At 73.5% G+C, this 19,199-nt stretch carries 13 protein-coding genes; 9 read left to right on the forward strand and 4 right to left on the reverse strand.

Features of this window, described 5'->3' with window-relative positions; translation table 11 throughout:
- The first annotated feature begins 92 nt into the window (after positions 1–92).
- Positions 93–1,577: a family 43 glycosylhydrolase gene (locus AB0C84_RS06695; RefSeq protein ID WP_361061874.1), complete on the forward strand. Its 1,485-nt coding sequence runs from the start codon at positions 93–95 to the stop codon at positions 1,575–1,577.
- Here the strand turns inward: AB0C84_RS06695 and AB0C84_RS06700 are convergent.
- From AB0C84_RS06700 to AB0C84_RS06715, 4 genes are read right to left on the reverse strand one after another with little or no spacing between them, the layout of a single operon-like run.
- Positions 1,559–3,097, reverse strand: coding sequence for a glycosyltransferase family 39 protein (locus tag AB0C84_RS06700; protein WP_361061877.1), 1,539 nt, complete (start codon positions 3,095–3,097; stop codon positions 1,559–1,561). The genes AB0C84_RS06695 and AB0C84_RS06700 overlap by 19 nt on opposite strands.
- Positions 3,081–4,079, reverse strand: coding sequence for a glycosyltransferase (locus AB0C84_RS06705; protein WP_361061880.1), 999 nt, complete (start codon positions 4,077–4,079; stop codon positions 3,081–3,083). Before AB0C84_RS06705 ends, AB0C84_RS06700 begins: the two co-directional genes overlap by 17 nt.
- A complete protein-coding gene (locus tag AB0C84_RS06710) occupies positions 4,076–5,293 on the reverse strand; it encodes a hypothetical protein (RefSeq protein ID WP_361061883.1) in 1,218 nt (405 codons plus the stop codon). Before AB0C84_RS06710 ends, AB0C84_RS06705 begins: the two co-directional genes overlap by 4 nt.
- Before the next feature lie 8 nt (positions 5,294–5,301).
- Positions 5,302–6,627, reverse strand: coding sequence for a hypothetical protein (locus tag AB0C84_RS06715; protein ID WP_361061885.1), 1,326 nt, complete (start codon positions 6,625–6,627; stop codon positions 5,302–5,304).
- 136 nt (positions 6,628–6,763) lie between these two features.
- Between AB0C84_RS06715 and glf the strand changes: the two genes are divergently transcribed.
- From glf to AB0C84_RS06755, 8 genes are all read left to right on the forward strand, one after another.
- Entirely contained in the window at positions 6,764–7,933 is a 1,170-nt protein-coding gene (gene glf, locus AB0C84_RS06720; protein ID WP_361061888.1) for a UDP-galactopyranose mutase, read from the forward strand.
- Positions 7,930–9,978 carry a glycosyltransferase gene (locus tag AB0C84_RS06725; protein WP_361061891.1) on the forward strand — a complete coding sequence of 683 codons (2,049 nt, stop codon included), beginning with the start codon at positions 7,930–7,932 and terminating at the stop codon, positions 9,976–9,978. The genes glf and AB0C84_RS06725 overlap by 4 nt, the downstream gene beginning before the upstream one ends.
- Positions 9,975–10,844, forward strand: coding sequence for an ABC transporter permease (locus AB0C84_RS06730; protein WP_361061894.1), 870 nt, complete (start codon positions 9,975–9,977; stop codon positions 10,842–10,844). The genes AB0C84_RS06725 and AB0C84_RS06730 overlap by 4 nt, the downstream gene beginning before the upstream one ends.
- Positions 10,845–10,847: 3 nt before the next feature.
- Positions 10,848–11,678 (forward strand): ABC transporter ATP-binding protein, encoded by an 831-nt coding sequence (locus AB0C84_RS06735; protein WP_258940727.1) that lies wholly within the window; start codon positions 10,848–10,850, stop codon positions 11,676–11,678.
- 63 nt (positions 11,679–11,741) lie between these two features.
- Positions 11,742–14,417, forward strand: coding sequence for an HAD family hydrolase (locus tag AB0C84_RS06740; RefSeq protein WP_361061897.1), 2,676 nt, complete (start codon positions 11,742–11,744; stop codon positions 14,415–14,417).
- Entirely contained in the window at positions 14,407–15,495 is a 1,089-nt protein-coding gene (locus AB0C84_RS06745; RefSeq protein ID WP_361061899.1) for a class I SAM-dependent methyltransferase, read from the forward strand. The genes AB0C84_RS06740 and AB0C84_RS06745 overlap by 11 nt, the downstream gene beginning before the upstream one ends.
- A 49-nt stretch (positions 15,496–15,544) precedes the next feature.
- Positions 15,545–16,435 carry a class I SAM-dependent methyltransferase gene (locus AB0C84_RS06750; RefSeq protein ID WP_361061902.1) on the forward strand — a complete coding sequence of 297 codons (891 nt, stop codon included), beginning with the start codon at positions 15,545–15,547 and terminating at the stop codon, positions 16,433–16,435.
- A gap of 244 nt (positions 16,436–16,679) precedes the next feature.
- A complete protein-coding gene (locus AB0C84_RS06755; protein WP_361061905.1) occupies positions 16,680–18,713 on the forward strand; it encodes a hypothetical protein in 2,034 nt (677 codons plus the stop codon).
- Positions 18,714–19,199 lie beyond the last annotated feature (486 nt).

The following is a 19,199-nucleotide window of genomic DNA, read 5'->3' on the forward strand; positions in this document are numbered from 1 at the left end:
ACGGCCGGGCAAGCGTAACGATCCGGACGCCGGTCGCGCATGCGGCGGCCGTTGGCCCTCCCGCCTCGGTTGTTGGCATGATGCGGGGTGCCATGAGGTGGACGAACCGGGACCCGCGGGCGCTCGCACCGCTGCTGCCGCTGGTCGCGGGGGCCGCGATCAGCGCCCTGGTCGCGCTGGTCGTCTGGCTGGCCGTGACCGTGGCCCCGCCGCCCGCCGAACCGGGCGCCCGCCCGCAGGGCGGCCCCGCCCGGACCGGCCCCGGCTCGTCCGCGGGGGCGCCGCAGCCGAGCCCGGCGGGCACCCCGGGGGCGATCGACCCGCCCGGCTACTCGCCCGCCGAACCGGTGATCGACGGGTCCTTCGCCGACCCCACCGTGATCAAGGTGGCGGGGACGTACTTCGCCTACGGCACCAACAACGCGGACGCGATGATGCCCGTCGCGACGGCCCCGTCGCCGACGGGCCCCTGGAAGACCTCGCCCGGCGACGGCCTGGCCCGCCTCCCGGCGTGGGCCGCCGGGGGCTGGACCTGGGCCCCCGAGGTCGTCCCGCCGCGCGGGGGATCGGGCACCTACGTGCTGTACTTCTCCGCGCGCCGCAAGGACGGCGACCAGCAGTGCGTCGGGGTCGCGACCGCGTCCTCGCCCGCGGGCCCGTTCATCCCGCAGGAGGGCGGGCCGCTGGTCTGCCCGCTGGACCTCGGCGGCGCGATCGACCCCGCGTCCTACATCGAGCGGGACGGCGCCCGCTACCTGCTCTACAAGACCGACGACCAGAAGACGGCCGCGATTTACCTGGTCAAGCTGAGCCCGGACGGGCTGCGCACGGCCGGCCCGGCGAAGCAGATCCTGGGCCGGTCGGCGGACGAGCCCGTCCTGGTGGAGGCGCCCGACATGGTCCGGCGCGGCGGGAAGTACGTGCTGCTGTACTCGGCGGGCTGGTACTTCAAGTCGAACTACCAGACGCGCTACGCGGTGGCCTCGTCGCTCGAAGGGCCGTACGTCAAGGGCGGTCCCGTCCAGTCCACCGGCCTGTACGGCGGGAAGGTCGAGGGGCCGGGCAGCGCGGACGTGTTCGGCGACGGCACCGGCGACTACCTCGTCTTCCACGGCATCCTCGACTACCGCGGCGGCTCCAGGGTGACCCGCGGCATGTACGTCGCCCGCCTCGGCTGGGACGGCGCACGGCCCGCCGTCCGGGGCGTCCTCGTCCGGTACGAGGCGGAGCGGGGACGGCTGAACGGCTGCGTCTCGGCGCTGGCGCGGCCCAACGCGTCCGGCGGTTCGGCGGTCGGCCCCTTCGCGCGCGACGACTGCCGCGTCGAGGTCCCCGTGTTCGCGCCCACCGCCGGGAGCTACTCGGTCCTGACCCGGTACGCCAACCGCTCCGGTCGCGACTCCGACCTGGAGATGTCGGTGAACGGCTACGCCGCGACGTCCGTGCGGCTGCGCGCCACGGCGGGCGCCGGCTGGGGGTCCGTCACGGCGACGGTGGAGCTGGCCGCGGGCTGGAACACGGTCGGGCTGCGCCGCCTGGACGGTCAGGGGCAGGTCGACTACCTGGAACTGCGGTAGGGGCCCGTCCGCTCGAACAGGGCGAGCCAGCCGCCCCGGTAGGTCCACGTCCCGGCCTTCCGCCAGGGCCCGGCGGACTGCACCGCCCGCTCCCGCCGTTCGATGACCGGGCCGTGCGGGTCGAGTGACCGGTGGTCCATCACCCACACCCGGTCCGCCCGGGCGAGCCTCGGCGGCAGTTCGCGGGGGAGCAGGTCGCGGCCCTTGAGGTTGGCGGCGGTCACCGGGTCCGTGCTCATGCCGGCGTCGCGCAGCCGTCCGAACGTGCCCGGATAGGTGGCGGCGCTCCACCGGGCGCTCCCGGCGAGGTAGACGATGGCGTCTCCGGGCCGGGCGTGCGCGCGGACGACGTCGGCGGCCGCACGCATGTCGTCGGGTCGGCTGTTCTGGCGGCGGATGTGGTCGTGGGCCGGGAGGGACGGGACGGCGAGTGCCGCTGCGGCGGCGCACACCAGGGCGGTGCGAGCGGCGGGGCGGCGGGTGACGGTGAGCAGTCCGGCCACGCCGGCGCCGGCGAGCAGCGCGACCGCGGGCAGGCAGTAGGTCGTGTACCGGTAGTAGAAGACCGGGTCCGTCACGTTCGAGACGAGGAGCAGCAGCACCGTGGGCACGAGCGCCCACGGAAGCGCGACGGCGGGGAGCGAGGTCGTGGGGTGCGGGCGCGATGCGCGTCCCAGCACGCTCGTCACCACGCCGAGCAGAGCGAGCGCCATGACCGGCGCGACGAGCGCGCGGTCCCCGGTCAGGAACTGGAGTTGCGTCCACGCGACGTCCCACGAGGGCCGAGGGAGCCATTTCACCTGGCGCTTCTGGTCCTGCGCCGCGACCGCCAGCACCACGAGCGGGGCGGCGGCCACCGCGGCGGACGCCAGCCAGCGCAGCCACACCCCGGCCTTGGGACGGGACAGCAGGACGGTCACGCCGTGCGCCGCGAGCAGCAGGGCTCCGTCCAGATGCAGGAACCCCAGAACCGCGACCGTGGGGGCGTAGCCCGCGAACCACGGCCACCGGCGCTGCTCGTCCCGGTCGAGAGCCCGCACGAGCAGGTAGGTCGCGAGCACGGCGACCGCGGCGGTCATGGCGTAGGAGCGCGCCTCCTGCGCCCACCGGCTGGTCTGCGGCCCGGCGGCCCACGCCAGCCCGGCCGCGAGCCCGGCCGCCGGCCCGAGGCAGCGCCGGCCGATGACGGCGACGCCCGCCGCGGCCGCCGCCATGGCGAGCGCGCCGGGCAGCCGCAGCGCGAGCGCGCCCGTTCCGAACGCCGCCACCCACGGCTTCATGATCATGTAGTAGAGGGCGTGGACGAGGTCCAGGTGCGGGAAGACGCGCAGCATGTCGCCGTACGACCGGGTCGTCATGCTGATCGTGGCGGCCTCGTCCAGCCACAGCGACGGGGTGCCGATGCCGACGAGCGCCACGGCGAGCGTCAGCGCGGCGCAGCCGACCGGGGGCGCCGGTCCGGCGAGCAGGCGGGTGACGCGCGCCGAGCCGTCCCGCGGCCGGTCAACCGTCGCGATCATGGCGGCTGCCGTCGTGAGGTAACGAGACGTCGGTCTCTCGCAGGGCCCCGGTATCCCGCAGGATCGCGTCGGTCGGCCTCGGGCGGGTGAGCAGGCCGTCCCTGACGCCACGGGCCAGGGCGCGGCGCAGCACCGCGCGGTCGGAGGACCCGGCGAACGTGCGCGCCCATCGCCGCACCGTCGACCCCGCGTACAGCGCCCGCTCCGGCGGTGCGAGCCCGCGGCTCCCCGTGAACAGCCAGATCTTGTTGCGCACCTCGTAGAAGAAGCGGTCGCCCGGATCCGCGTCCGCCCCGCCGAACTCCCTGGTCTTGTGGACCACGACGCTGCCGGGGCAGAGCAGCCCGCGGCGCCCGCGCAGCAGCCGCGTCGTGAACTCGAAGTCGTCGTTCCAGAGGAAGTAGTCGGCGACCGGCAGCCCGCGCTCGCGCACCGCCTCCGCGTCCACCAGCGCGGACACGAAGGACGCCGACCGGATCGGCACGCAGCCCGCCGCGCGCGCGAGCCGCGACTCGGCGGCCGTCGCCCGCGGCTTGGGGCGGGGGGTGTTCATCGGGTGGTCCCGGCCGTCGGTCCAGACGACGCGGCTCGCCACGAGCACGGGTGGACCGTCCTCCTCGGTCGCGGCCCTCTGCCGCGCGTCCAGCAGGGCTTGGAGGGCCTCCGGCTCGGGCACGGTGTCGTCGTCCAGCAGCCAGAGCAGATCGGCCCCGCCGCCCATCGCCCGGACCATCCCGGCGCTGAACCCGCCGGCCCCGCCGATGTTGCGGGGCAGGGCGAGCAGGTCGGCGCCCGGGAACCGCTCGGCGACCATCGCGGCGGTGCCGTCGGCGGACGCGTTGTCGACCACGGTGATCCGGTCCGGGGGGCGCGTCTGGGCGCCGAGCGCGGTCAGGGCCTCGTCGAGCAGGTCGCGCCGGTTGTAGGTGACGACGACCGCGGTGACGGACGGCCCGCCGCGGCTCTCCGGGCCCCGGTTCACGGGTTGCGCCTGCCCGTCGCCCGGCGCGCGGCGCGCTGCAACGCCGGCGACGGCGAGGCGGCGGACTCCATGAGCCGTTCCAGGTTCTCCTTCACACCCGTCATCTCGCTGTGCAGGTGGGCGAGCCCGACGCGCTCGCGCGCCAGCGACAGCTCCTCCAGCAGGTGCGCCACCACCCCGACGGACGCGGTCGCGACCAGCTCCTCCGGGACGTCGCCGGGAAGCATCGCGGCCTCCGGGGCCCGGGACGTGGTCAGCTCGTCCAGGTCGCCGGCCACGTCGTAGCCGGAGGCGCGCAGCGACTCGGCCAGCTCGCGGGTCCGGCGCGCAGCCCAGTCGGCGTGCCGGGCGGGCAGCCCCATCCCGGTGCGGACCGTGTCGGCCGGCTCTCCGGCGAGGCGCGTCGATCCCCCTTGCTCGGCGAGCCCGTGCCCGAGGAGGTGGTCGTGGACCAGGCGCTCGTAGTCGCCGCCCAGCGCCGGGCCCATCCTCTCGTTCAGGCGGCGGAGCAGCTCCGCCTCGACCGCCGACAGCGGCTCGTCCCCCGGGATGCCGCCGAGGTCGCACACCCCGTCCGCGATGCCGGCCAGCGTCCGGAACCTGTCCCACATGACGCCGGCGCGGCCGCCGGGCGGCGGCAGCGTGAGGACGTGGACGCGCTCCCGCGGCACCGCCGACCCCCAGGTCCGCAGCACCCGCACCGGGTCGTGCAGGCCCCAGAACATCTGCCCGTAGGGCTCCGGCGCGTCGATGCCGAGCGCGACGAGATCGTCGACGAACCGCTCGAACGTGATGGTGTGCGCGTGGCGGATCTGCTCCTGCCAGTCGAGGATCAGCTGCCAGCCCAGGTCGCGGGTGGCGAGGACCACGTGCACCTCGGCCGGCTCCAGCGCCGAGACGGCCCGCTCGACCTGCTGTTCGGTCGCTCCGCCCAGTAGAGGCTGGGAGAAGACGACGGTGGGGCCGTCCCAGTCGCGGGCGCGCCGCACGACGCGGTCCCACGCGCCGTCCCAGGCGGGGTCCCGATGGCCGCCCCAGCTCATCTCGCGCAGGTCCATCACGGCCGCGAAGTGCTCCTGCGGCCCGGCGACCGGGTAGCAGACACCGGCGTCGCCCAGCCGCCGCCGGTTGCTCCACAGCGCTCGGTGCAGGAAGGCCGCCTCGGCCGTCGGTGCCCCGACGTGCAGAAAGACGGACTTACCCGGGTCCCCCATGCGGGCGCTCACCTCGTTCTCGTCTCGGCGTCGGGCCGTTCCGTCCCGCCCTGGATCCTGCGGTAGGCGCCGCGCAACCGGAGCGCCGCCGGGTAGCGCTCTCGCGCCGTGCGCTTGGCCCGCTCGACGAACGGGGCGGCCTCCTGGACGAGCCGTTCCGTCGTTTCGAGCAGGCCGGCCGATTCCTCGCGCAGCATGTCGATCTGGTCGCGGACGGGGTGACCGGCGCCGGGCACCGCCTCGGTCCGCTCCCGGCTCTCCCGGGCGCGCAGCAGCAGCGCCGCGATCGCGTCGACGCCCACGTCCGCCATCTCCGCCCAGCGGGCCTCGTCGGGCGGCGGCGCGGGCGCGGTTCCGAGAGCGGGCCCGGACGCGGCCGACGGCATCAGTTCGTACAGGTCGCCCACCACGTCGTAGCGCGCCGCGCGCAGCGCCTCGACGGTCTCGACGGCCCGTTCGGTGGCCCACGGGACGTGCTCGCGGGGCAGTTCGATCCTGACCGGGTACGGGCGCCCGGCCAGCACCTGCTGCGCGAGGTAGAGCTTGACGTCCTCGTTGTAGGCGTGCCAGCCGACGCGGTCGCCGAGCGTCTCGTTGAGGTGCAGCAGGAACTGCGTCTCGCCGAGCCCGAGGGACGGGTTGGCGAAACTCCGGGACAGGTCGTAGTCGTCCGGGGCGAGGCCGGTGGCCGCGCAGAAACGCCGCCAGAGCAGGTCGCGGGGCGCGCCGGGCCTGGGAAGCGTGACGACGTGGACCCGCTCCGGCGGCAGGTTCTCGCCCCAGCGGCCGAGCACCGCGACGGGATCCTGAAGCCCCCAGAACAGACGCGCGCTCTCGTAGGCGCGCCAGTCCTGCCGCCGCAGCGACGTCACGAACTCGGTGAACGAGGTCGTGAAGCGGTTCTTGACGTCCTCCTGCCAGTGCGCCGGGATCTGCCGGCCGAGGTCGCGCGCGGTGAAGACCACGTGAACATCGGCGAAATCGAGGTCGGCGACGGCCTGGCGGATCCACCGGGGCCGGGCGGGCGCGAACAGCTCCTGCGAGATGATCACGGTGCCGGGCCAGTCGCGGGCCTCGGCGACGAGGTCGCGCCACGCGCCCCGCGTCGCGGGATCGGACGCCTCGCGGAAGAACGTCCGCCGCAGGTCGAACGCGGCGCGGACGTGCGCGGCCTGGTCCCGGCCCGGGTAGAGGACGCCGTGCGCGCGCAGCCGGTCGCGGTTGTGCCACAGCACGTGCTGAAGGAACGTCGTGCCGCTCTTGGCGGCCCCGACGTGCAGGAAGACCGAGCGGCGCGGGCTGTGCGCCGCACTGCCGGGAGTGGGTGGGGCCACCGCGATCCTTGGCTTCCTGCGCCGGTACCGAACGAACGCCGGGTATCTTAGCGGCATTCCGTACATAGGGATTCGGCCGGCGCCCCCGTGCGGCCAGGTCCTTCGCTCCCCGCACGAGTCGGATGGACACCCTCCAGTGAACGTTGATCTCGTGGTGGCCGGTGCCGGGTTCTTCGGCCTCACGGTCGCCGAACGGTGCGCGGCCGCGCTCGGCCTGCGCGTGCTCGTCCTCGACCGCCGCGACCACATCGGCGGGAACGCCTACAGCGAGGCGGAGCCGGAGACGGGCATCGAGGTGCACCGCTACGGCGCGCACCTGTTCCACACCTCCAACGAGCGTGTGTGGGAGTACGCGAACCGGTTCACCGCCTTCACCGGCTACCGGCACCGCGTGTACTCCACCTACAAGGGCCGGGTCTACCCGATGCCGATCAACCTCGGCACGATCTGCGCGTACTTCGGCCGGGTCTTCACCCCCGACGAGGCGCGCGCGCTGATCGCCGGGCAGGCCGCCGAGATCCGCCGCCCGGCCAACCTGGAGGAGCAGGCGATCTCGCTGATCGGGCGCCCGCTGTACGAGGCGTTCATCCGCGGCTACACCGCCAAGCAGTGGCGGACCGACCCCCGCGACCTGCCCGCGGAGATCATCACCCGGCTGCCGGTGCGCTACACCTTCGACAACCGGTACTTCGACGACACGCATGAGGGGCTCCCCGCCGACGGCTACACCGCCTGGCTGGAGCGCATGGCCGACCACCCCAACATCGAGGTCCGGCTGAACACCGACTTCTTCGACCTGCGGGACGACCTCGCCGGCAACGTGCCCGTCGTCTACACCGGCCCGCTGGACCGCTACTTCGACTACGCCGAGGGCGACCTCGGCTGGCGGACGCTGGACTTCGAGACCGAGGTCGTGCCGACCGGCGACTTCCAGGGCACCCCGGTCATGAACTACGCCGACGAGGACGTCCCCTACACCCGGATCCACGAGTTCCGGCACTTCCATCCCGAGCGCGCCGGCTACCCGTCCGACCGGACTGTCATCATGCGGGAGTACTCGCGGGCCGCCGCGCGCGGCGACGAGCCGTACTATCCCGTCAACACCGCCGCCGACCGGGCCCGGCTGCTCGCCTACCGTGAGCTGGCCAGGCGCGAGGACGGCGTGCTCTTCGGCGGGCGGCTCGGCACCTACAAGTACCTCGACATGCACATGGCCATCGCCAGCGCGCTCACCATGGTCGACAACAGGCTGCGTCCCCATTTCGGCGAGGGCTCGCGTCTCACTAGCGGAGGTATGGACGAGTGACCGAACACGCCGAGACGTCCGGGAAGACAGGCGCCGCCCCCGGGATGCGGGTCCTGCAGCGCGTCGTGATGCCCGTCGACCGCGACCTGGACGTCCTCAAGCTGTACGTCGAGGGCGAGATCGCCCGCGGGGCCGAGGCCCTCGCCGCCGAGACGACCGCCGAGGCCGGGGCCCCGGCGGACGCGGCCGAGGGCGCCGGCCGGCGCAGCGTGGTCGTGCCGGTCGGGCGCCGGGTCTCGTTCGCGACCTACTTCAACGCCTTCCCGGCCAGCTACTGGCGCCGCTGGACGTCGGTGGAGGAGGTCGTGCTGCGGGTCCGGGTGCGCGGCCAGGCCACCGTCATCGTCTACCGGTCCAGCGCGAAGGGCCACGTCCAGCGGGTCGACTCCGTCCGCGTCGACTCCGAGACGTCCCGCGAGGAGACGTTCCGGCTGACGCTGCGCCCGTTCATCGACGGCGGCTGGTACTGGATGGACGTGCTCGCCGGGGAGAGCAACGCCGTCCTGGAGCGCGCCGACTGGTGCGCCGACACGAGCGCCACCGGGCCCGTCCGGCAGGGCCGGGTCAGCCTGGGCATCACCACGTACAACCGCCCTGGCTTCTGCGTCGACCAGCTCGTCGCGCTCGGCGGCGCTCCGGAGGCACTCGACGTGGTGGACGCCGTCTACGTCGTCGACCAGGGCAACCAGCGCGTCCGCGACGACGAGGCCTTCGAGCGCGCCGCCGCACTGCTCGGACCGAAGCTGCGCGTCATCGAGCAGGGCAACCTCGGCGGGTCCGGCGGCTTCTCCCGGGCGATGGACGAGACCCTCAAGGCCGGGACCAGCGACTACGTCCTGCTCCTGGACGACGACGTGGTCACCGAGACCGAGGGCGTCCTGCGCGCCGTCGCGTTCGCGGACTTCGCCCGGACGCCGACGATCGTGGGCGGCCACATGTTCAACCTGTTCGTCCGCTCGCAGCTGCACGCCTACGGCGAGACCATCGGACGGTACCGCTGGTGGTGGGAGGAGGCCGCGCACACCAAGCGCGAGCACGACTTCGCCAAGGCCCCCGACCCGAGCCCCCGAGCGCGGACCAGCTCCGGGAGCCTGCTCAAGACGAAGTGGCTGCACCGGCGCGTGGACGTCGACTACAACGGCTGGTGGATGTGCCTCATCCCCACCGACGTCGTCCGCAAGGTCGGGCTGTCCATGCCGATGTTCATCAAGTGGGACGACGCCGAGTACTGCGTCCGCGCCGGCGAGGCGGGCTTCCCGACCGTGACGCTGCCGGGCATGGCCGCATGGCACGTCCCCTGGCAGGACAAGGACGACGGCATCGACTGGCAGGCGTACTTCCACGAGCGCAACCGCCTGGTCACCGCCCTCATGCACTCCCCGTACGAGCGCGGCGGCAACCTGCTCAAGGAGAGCTTCATCATCTCGGTGAAGCACGCGCTGGCCATGCAGTACTCCACCGCCGAGCTGATGCTGTCGGCGATCGAGGACGTGCTCAGCGGGCCCGAGCACATGCACGCGGGGATCGTCTCGAAGCTGCCGGAGATCCTCGCGTTCCGCGCCGACTTCCCCGACGCGCAGAACCGCGCGAGCCACGAGGAGTTCCCGCAGGTCCGGCGCGCCAGGCCGCCGAAGCGCGGGCGCGGTTTCAAGCCGCCGCGCGGCACCGTGAACGTGCTCGCGAGCGCGATGCTCGGCACCGTCAGGCAGCTCCGCCCGGTCGAACCCGGCTCGCGCGGGAACCCGCAGGCCGTCGTCCCGCACATCGACCGGCACTGGAGCCTGCTGTCGCAGGTCGACAGCGCGCTCGTCTCCTCCGCCGACGGCACCCGGGTGGCCTGGTACCAGCGCGACCCGGAGCGCTTCCGGGCGCTGCTGCGGCGCACGTCGCTGCTGCATGCCCGGCTCGGCCGCGAGTGGCCGGAGCTGAGCCGCCGCTACCGGGCCGCGATGGCCGACCTCGCCTCCGCCGAGGCCTGGCGGGCGACGTTCGACGCCGCGGCCGGCCCGGACGGGGGCGGCCCCGGCGGGGGCGGGTCCGGATGACCGTCGCGCCGTTCCGGGCGGACGAGGGACTGCGGGCGCCGGGAGGGGACGGCGGCCTGCGGCGCACGTTCCGCGAGACGTACCTGCTGCGGCTGCTGGTGCGCCGGGAGCTCAGGGCCCGCTACAAGGGCTCGCTGCTCGGCCTCGGCTGGTCCTACGTGCGTCCGGCGGTGCACTTCGCCGTCTACTTCTACGTCATCGGCGTCTTCCTCGGCATGGACGACCGGGTCGAGAACTTCCCGGTCTACCTGTTCTCGGGCATGGTCCTGATCAACCTGTTCACCGAGACGCTGCACTCGACGACCCGCTCGGTGACGGGCAACGCCGCGCTCGTCCGCAAGGTCTTCCTGCCGCGCGAGCTCTTCCCGACCGCGTCGGTGCTGGTCTCGCTCGTCCACTTCCTGCCCGGGCTGATGATCCTGCTGGGCGGGGCCGTCGCCGCCGGGTGGCGGCCGGCCCCCGCGGAGCTGGCCGCGGCCGCGTGCGGGTTCGCGATCGTCATCGTCCTCGGCTTCGGGCTCGGGCTGTTCTGCGCGGCCGTGAACGTGTTCTTCCGCGACCTGGAGCAGGTCGTGGACATCTCCATGATCGTCATCACCTGGTCGGTGCCGATGATCTATCCGTGGACCCACGTCCAGACGCACGCGCCCGGCTGGGTGCTGGACCTCTACCTCGCCAACCCGCTCGTCAGCGCCGTCTCCCTGTTCCAGCGGGCCTTCTGGCACCCCGGGACCGGCGGCGACTTCGCGTTCCCGCCCCACCTCTACGCCCACGCCGGCATCTCCCTGGCCGTCAGCGCGCTGGTGTTCGTCGCCGGGCACGCGGCGTTCTCCCTCATGCAGGCGCGCTTCGCGCAGGAGATGTAGCCGTTGACCTCCCCGCACCCGGCCCCGGCGATCGTCATCGACCGCGTCACGAAGAACTTCACGCTGCGGCACGCGCGTTCGATCAAGGAGATGAGCGTCCGCGCGCTGCGCGGGCAGCGCCTGTCGGACCGGTTCCGGGCGCTGGACGAGGTCAGCCTCACCATCGGCCAGGGCGAGACGGTCGCGCTCATGGGGCTGAACGGGTCCGGCAAGAGCACCCTGCTCAAGCTGATCTCCGGGGTGATGAGCCCCGACGCCGGGTCGGTCCTCGTCCGGGGCCGGGTCGCCGGGCTGATCGACGTCGGCGCCGGCCTGCACCCCGAGCTGACGGGCCGCGAGAACGTGTTCCTCAACGGCGCGATCCTCGGCATGCGCAAGGCCGAGATCGCCCGCAAGTTCGACGCGATCGCCGAGTTCTCCGGCGTCGGGCGCTTCCTCGACGACCAGGTGAAGTTCTACTCGTCCGGCATGTTCATGCGGCTGGCCTTCTCGATCGCGGCGCACACCGAGCCGGACGTCTTCCTCATCGACGAGGTGCTGGCCGTCGGCGACCCGCCGTTCCGGGACAAGTGCCTGGACCGCATCCGCGAGCTGCGCGGCGAGGGCCGGACCATGGTCGTCGTCGCGCACGACATCCGGATGCTCGTCGGGCTCTGCGACCGCGGCGTCACCATGCGGCAGGGCCGGGTGATCTTCGACGGGCCGACGGAGGAGGCCGGCCGGCTGGTCCGCGAGGACCGCGCCGCCCGCCGCGCCGCCGCGCAGGCCGGAACAGCCGCCGGAACGGCCGCCGCACCGGGAGTTTCCGGGGGAATCGGAGATCTTGGTGGATAGGGTGTCCCGAGCCGCGGCCGGGGGCCGCGCACGCCGGTGCAGGACCAGGGGAGAGGTGCGGCGTTGACCAAGCAGCAGACCGGCAGCCCGTTGCTCGACGACGTCCATCGCGTCATCGCCGACCGGGCGTGCGCCGTCCTGTCCCTGGACGTCTTCGACACGGTGCTGTGGCGCCGGGTGCCCCGCCCCACCGACGTGTTCGGCCTGCTCGGCTCCCGGATGCGGGAGTCGGGCCTCTGCCCGTCCTGGGTGACGGACGCGACCCTGCGCCGCATGCGGATCGCCGCCGAGGACGCCGCCCGCCGCGGCCGCGACGCCCTCGGCACCGAGGTGTCGCTCTTCGACATCTGGCGCGCGATGCCGGACGGGATCTTCGGCGACGCGACCCTGGAGGAGCTGGTCGAGGCCGAGGTCCGGCTGGAGCGCGAACTGACCGTCGTGGACCTGGACGTCGCCGCGGTCGTCAGGGCGGCGCGCGAACGGGACCTCCAGGTCGTCCTGGTGTCCGACACCTACTTCACCGAGGACCAGCTGTCCCTGCTCCTGGACCGGCCGGAACTCGGGCCCCTGGACGGCGTGCGCGTCTTCCGCTCGAACCAGCACGGCACCGGCAAGGCGTCCGGCCTCTGGGAGATCGTGCTGCGCGACCTCGGCCGCGGCCCGGAGCAGATCGTGCACATCGGCGACCACGAGATCGCCGACCACGAGGTGCCCGGCAAGCTCGGCATCCGCACCGTGCACTACCGCAGGCTCGACGACCCCTACCTCGACGTGCTGGGACGCGAGAAGGAACCCGTCGAGCCGTTCGGCGACCACGCCCCCGACCTCGACGACCGGCACGGTGACTTCGGCCTCACCAGCCTGCGCGCCAAGGCGGTGCACTCCGGCGTCCCGTTCACCACGTCGGCGCTGGACGTCGCGTGGCGGTACGGCGCGGGCGTCCTCGGCCCCGTGCTGACCGGCTTCGCCGAATGGGCGGCGTGGCGGGCGCACGAGACCGGCACCCGCCGGCTGTGGTGCCCGATGCGCGAGGGCGAGCTGCTGTCCCGGCTGATCAACGAGGCGGCGAAGGCGCGCGGCTGGGACGTGCGCGCCGCCCCGGTGTGGCTGTCGCGGTTCACGACCTCGCTCGCCGGGCTCGACCCCCACGACACCGCCGCGGTGCACGCCTTCGTCCGCACCGGGTACCGGCTGACCGTCCGGCAGGCCCTGTCGGTCCTGGAACTGCGACCCGGCGACGTGCCCGGCCTCGCGACCGAGCTGGACACCGTCATCGACAACGGCGACATCGCCGAACGGGTCGCCCGCGCGCTGACCGAGACGCCGCACCTGTGCAACCGGCTCGCGGTCACCGTCACCGCCGCCCGCGAACGCCTGATCAAGTCGCTGCGGGACGCGGGCGCGCTCGACGAGGAGGCGCTCGCCGCCGGCGATCTGACGCTCGTCGACCTCGGCTGGGGCGGGACGATCCAGCGCCAGCTCGCCCGCGCCCTGGAGATCGCCCGCATCGACGTCCGGCCCGCCGGGCTCTACCTGGCCACCGACGGCAGGGCCGAGCGGGTCGCCATGGCCGGGCTGCGCGCCGAGGGCTACCTGACCCAGTGCGGCCACCCCGCGAGCATCGCCGCGACCATCACCCGCAGCCCCGAGATCGTGGAGCAGTGCGTCAACGCGCTGTGCGGCTCCCTCATCGGCTACACCGAGGACGGCGCGCCCGTCCTCGGCCCGACCGCCGACTCGCCGTCCCAGAACGCCGAGCGCCGGACCGTCCAGGACGGCGTCCTGGCGTTCCAGCAGATGTGGAACAGGTACGCCGCCGCCTCCGACGGCGCCTGGCCGGACCTCGCCCGCCCGCCGGCGGCGCGGAACCGGCTGGCGCGCATCCTGGTGGCCGCGCTGGAGTCGCCCACCCCCGACGAGGCCGCCGTCTTCGGGAACTGGACCCATGAGGACAACTTCGGCTCGTCCCTCGTCACCACCCTGCTGCCCGCCGACCTCAAGGCGGCCGTCCCGTACCTGTCGCCGGGCGACCTCGGCGACCTGCACATGCGCGACTCGTTCTGGCCCGCCCTGATCGCCGCGTCCGACACCGGGCTCGGCGCCATGGCGAGGGCCGTCGCCGACGGCGCCATCGACGCGGAGGCGTTCGACCCCTCCGGCGAGAAGCACGAGACCCGGCTGCGGTACCGGACGGCCGACGACCGGTGGCACGACCCCGTCCGGCGCCGCGTCCGGATCAACCACAACGGCCTGTCGTTCTGCCGGCTGTCGTTCGAGCACCACGACACGATCGACATCTCGCTCGCGATCCCCGGCCGTCCCGCCATCGTGCGGGTCGACTGGATCGAGGCCCGGGTCATCGCCGGCGGGCGGCGCCGCGAGGAGGTGCTCCGCTGGGACAAGCCGGAGGACTTCGTCGGCCTGCACTACGCCGACTGCCGCTACCTCGGCGGCAACCTGATGGAGTTCGACACCTCCTACGCGGCCGTGTGGCTCCCGCTGGCCCGCCGCGCCGGGGTGCCGGCGGTGTCGTCCGGGCAGGTCACGATCGCGTTCGCGATGCTGCCCCAGTCGGCGACCGGCATGGCGCCGCGCATGCCGGTGGACCGCAGGGCCGAGCGGGCCGCCCGGGCCGCGCGGCTCACCGAACGCGTCCGCGAGGAGTACCGGAGCGCCGGCGTCCGAGGGATCGCCGCCGGAGCCGGACGAGTGGCCAGGAGGAAGCTCGGTGACACGTGACTTCGGGGCGGCCGTGACCGGGTCCCCGGACGACCCGCACGAGCAGGCCCGCACCGCCCGGGAGCAGCCGCTGCTGCTGCACTCGATGGCGGTGTTCCGCGAGCTGTTCGAGACCGTCTTCCGCTGCCGCGACGTCGGTGTCGTCGTCGAGGTCGGCGTCGAGTCGGGGCAGGTCAGCGCGGTGTACGCCGACCTCGGCGCGACCGTCCACTGCGTCGAGCCCGCGCCCGCCGACGAGCTGCGCGCCGTCCTGGACGGCGACCCCCGCCTGAACCTCGTGGAGGGCCTGTCCCCGGCCGTCCTGCCCGAGCTGCCGGTGGCGGACCTCTACATCCTCGACGGTGACCACAACTACGCCGTCGTCCGCGAGGAGCTCGCCTGGATCATGGCGAACGCCCCGGACGCGGTCGTCGTCCTGCACGACGTGCTGTGGCCGTGCGGGCGCCGCGACTTCTACTACCAGCCGTCACCGGTCCCGCCGGAGGACGCGCACCCGGCCACGTCCGACGGCCCGACGGTGTGGCACGACGAGCTCACTCCGGCGGGGTTCGTCGGCGACGGCGCCTACACCGTCGCCGGACGGGCCGGGGGGCCGCGCAACGGCGTCCTCACGGCCGTCGAGGACGCGCTGGACGAGGCCGGCGACTGGCGCTTCCAGATCGTCCCGGCCGTGTTCGGCTTCGGCGTCCTCGCCAGGACGGGCGCGCCCGCCACGGAAGCCGTCTTCGACGCGCTGGCGCCCTACACGTCCTCGCGCCTGCTCGCCGCGATGGAGAACAACCGCGTCGCCCTCTACACCCGCGTCCTGCAACTCCAGTACGAGGCGGCGGCCCGCACCGACGACGCCACCCGGCTGACCGAGACCGTCAACGCCCAGCAGCAGGAGATCGCCCGCCTGCGATCCGAACTCGACCGCTCCACCGCCGAACTGGCGGCGCGGCGCCGGGAGTCCCAGGAGCACCGCGAGGTCCCGGCCCGTCCGGCGGCGCCGGATCCCGAACTGGGGGAGGCGATGTCGCATCTCGGGCGAGCGCTCTCCGCCCGCCTGCGCAGGACGCCTCCCGGCCGGGCGCGATGACCTCGGCGTCATCTCCGCACGTACGACACTTCAGGAGAGGGAGTCAACGATGACGGACTACGTCGCGAGCGTGGCGATGCACGAGAAGTCCTGGGGGACGTTCCTCGAACCCGACCCCGCCCTGGAGGACGCCGAGAACCTCCACGAGAGGCTCGGCATCCCCATCCTGAGCGGGCACCACGCCGACCTCACCGTGTTCAAGGGGCACAACTCGGTCTTCGACCGCATCGCGACCCGGGCCAAGGACGTGAACCTCGCGTACGAGGACCAGTGCAGCGCCCAGCACTACTACGACGTCTTCAGCTGCGTCGAACGCGAGCACGGCACGGTGACCCGCCTCGTGGACGTCGGCGTCTTCATGGGCGGCTCGGCGACCGTGCTCGCCGGGTGCGTCGAGCCGATGGGGCTGGAACTCGACCTCGTCGACGTCAACCCGGTGTTCCTCCAGTTCGCCCGGGAGCGGGTGCGCCGCGTCTTCCCCCGCGCCATGACCCGCGTCCGCATGTTCCACGGCGACCTGCCGACGTACGTCGCGAACGTGCTGCGCGGCGAGCAGGGCACGCGCGCGCTGATCCACCACGACGGGGCGCACGACTTCAACCAGGTCGTCAAGGACCTGAGCTCGCTGTACTACGCCCGCGACCAGATCCACGGCGTCGCCCTCCAGGACACCCACCTGCGCGGCGAGATCGGCTACTTCAACTTCGTGGACGCTGCCGTCTACGCCATGTTCGGCGTCGACGTGAAGTACGACGCGCTGGGCTCCCGGTACCCCGAGGGCTCGCCGGTGACCGCGCCCAACCAGTGGAACGGGAACTACTTCCTGGCCGACACGCCGGAGGGGATGTACGTCCCGTTCGACGGGGTGAAGTGGAAGTACCCGCATCCCACGATGGAGCTGGAGACGTTCCTGCCGGTGAAGGCGCCGCCCGCCGGCTGAGCGTGGCCGGATCCGGCCATCCGTGCGCGGCGGCGTGTCCGATCTTTCCCGCGGGCTGACCTGGTGACCGATTTGACGAGCCCGACGGGTCGTCCGCGGGGGTCTTCCATTGAACGTGGCGCGGGAACGCGGGAAGCTCTTTACCCTGTGCTGTGTAGGAAACCGACCGTAAGCAACCGAACCGGCCACCCCCAGGCGTTCCCCACATTCCCGCGACTCCCAGGGGTCTCTCGACGTGACGGACATGGCGAGCGGGTCCGCGATGGCGCGGCTCACACAGGCCGACCGCGTCTACGTGGGCTGGCGCTACGCGCAGATGCACCCCGACCCGGGGCCGCCCCCCGACCGGCCTGAGGAGCCCGCGCGGCCGCCGCTGCCGCCGCCCGCCCGGCGCCCCGGCGAGGACATGGCCGGGAAGCCGCTGCGCATCGCGTTCGGCGGCACGCTGGTGTTCGTCGTCCTGTTCCTCGTGTGCGGCGCCGCCGGGGTCATCCCGTGGGCGTTCGCCATCGTGGCGCTGCTCGCGTGCGGCGTCGTCCTGGCCATCACCGGCGGCGCCCTCTGGCGGGACGAGCGAGGCGTCCGCGAACGGCTCGCCCACGAGCGGGACGCGGAGGCGCGCGACCGGGCCGCACGTGAGCGGGCCCGCAGAAAGGCCGACGAGGCCTACGCCAAGGAGCGGGCCGAGTGGGAGCGCCGCCAGTCGGCGTACGAGAGCCAGCGCGAGTGGTACCCGGTGGCCGTCCCGCCCGGCGTCGACCGCGTGGACGTCGTGGGCGGCACGCTCGCCGGATGGTCCGCGGCCGTCACGACGATGGGCGCTGCCAGGCTCGCGGTGGGTGCGCGGCTGACCGTCATCGACCTGTCCGAAGGCGCCGTCGCGCACGACCTTCTCCGGCTCGCGTCGAACCGCGGCGACGACCCCCTCGTCTGGGTCCTGCCCGCCGACCTGCCGCGCCTGGACGCCACCCGCGGCCTCAACCCCGAGGCGCTCGCCGACGTGCTGTCCCTGGTCGTCAGCGCGGGCGAGGAGGAGGGCGGCACCCGCGACCTGTCGTTCGACAACTCGATCCTGGAACGCCTCATCGAGGTCCTCGGCCCGGACACCACCATCCCCAGGATCACCGCCGCCCTGCGCGTCCTCGCCCAGGTCGGCGACCCCCGCGACGACCTGCGCAAGGGCCTGCTCACCGACGAGCAGCACGAGCGCATCGCGACACTCTTCGGCCGCGACGCCACCGACCGCATCGTCGTCCGCCGCGCGTGGGCGCTGGAGGCGCAGCTCCGCAAGCTGGAGAAGCTCGCCACCGAGCCCGTCCGGCTGCCGCCCTCACGCCTGCACGTCGTCTCGATGGACCGGCGGGCCGGCGTCCTGACCAACCGCATCCTCGGCACCTACGTCACGACCGCCCTCACGCACCGGATCCGGGAGTCCCCGCCCGGCGGCCGCTGGGACCACACGCTCTTCCTCTGCGGCGCCGAGAAGCTGCGGGGGGACGTCCTGGACCGCCTCATCGACGCCTGCGAGGCCACCGGCACCGGCCTCGTCCTGATGTACCGGTCGATCCCCGGCCACGTCCGCGAGCGCCTCGGCCGCCGCGGCCACGCCGCCGTCGGGTTCATGCGCCTCGGCAACCCCGAGGACGCCCGCGTCGCCGCCGAGCACATCGGCGCCGGCCAGCCCCTGCTCGTCGCCGAGATCACCGACTCCGCCGCGGAGACGCTGTTCGACGTCGCGGGCGAGACCTACGCCAGCACGGTCGCCTACGCCCGCCCCCGCGGCGACGGCCTCACCGACCCGGTCTGGACGCCGCTGCCCGCCCCCGCCGCCGACGACTCCGTCCTGGTGGAGGGCATCAGCTCCGCGACCGCCTGGGGCCGCACGGTCGCCCGGCCGCGTCCCGACAAGCAGCGCTTCCGCGAACTCCTCATCGAGCCCCTGCAACTCCAGGAGCTCCCGCCGACCGCGATGGTCTTCACCCACTCGGGCGCCACGGGCCGCCGCACCCTCCTCGTGGACGCCAACCCGGGCATCATCACGCTGCCGACCGCCCACTCCATGGAGTTCGAGGAGTACCTCCGCGAACAGCAGCAGACCCCGGAGCAGCCCGAGCCCGCCAAGCCCGAGCCCCCACGGCCCCCCGACCCTCCCGAGCCGCCGCGCCTCCCCAAGGCCCGCCACGCCCTCCCCAGAGGCACCGCCCCGCGCCCGGCCCGCAAGGTCCCACCCCTGAAACCCAACGGCCGCCACAAGGCCAACCCCCCGTCCACCCCCTGACGACGCGCATCACCACGCGGCCCTGATGGTCGGCGTCGGTGATTCTGTTTCGGTTGCCTTTCCTGCATATTCTGACGACTGAGGCAGGCCGTGCTGCGAAGCGACATCCGGCCGGCCAACTTGTCGTTTGAGAGGTCCGCTGGCGATCAGGTGTTCATTCATCGCGAAATCAGGGATGAACCGCTCGCAGAGTGATGGTGAGACGCCCCTGACCGTGGCGGTGACGCCGATGTCGGCGTGGCCGAGAGGTTCGCCCTTGCGGTTCCACTCGGCGTCGAGCCGCCACGCCCTCCCCAGAGGCCCCGGCGACCGCCCCGCCAGGTTCCACCCCTGAAACCCGCCGGGCGCCGCAATGCCGACCGCCCGTCCACCTCCTGCCGCTCCTCGTGGTCGAGGGCGCGGGGCGTCCGGCGGGCGCTGGGACGGTGCGGCACTCCCCGGGTGCGGCGGTTGCCGATCTTGATCTTCCGGGGACTGTTCTGGGAA

The sequence above is a fragment of the Actinomadura sp. NPDC048955 genome, assembly GCF_040649435.1.
Lineage (GTDB): Bacteria > Actinomycetota > Actinomycetes > Streptosporangiales > Streptosporangiaceae > Spirillospora > Spirillospora luteofluorescens.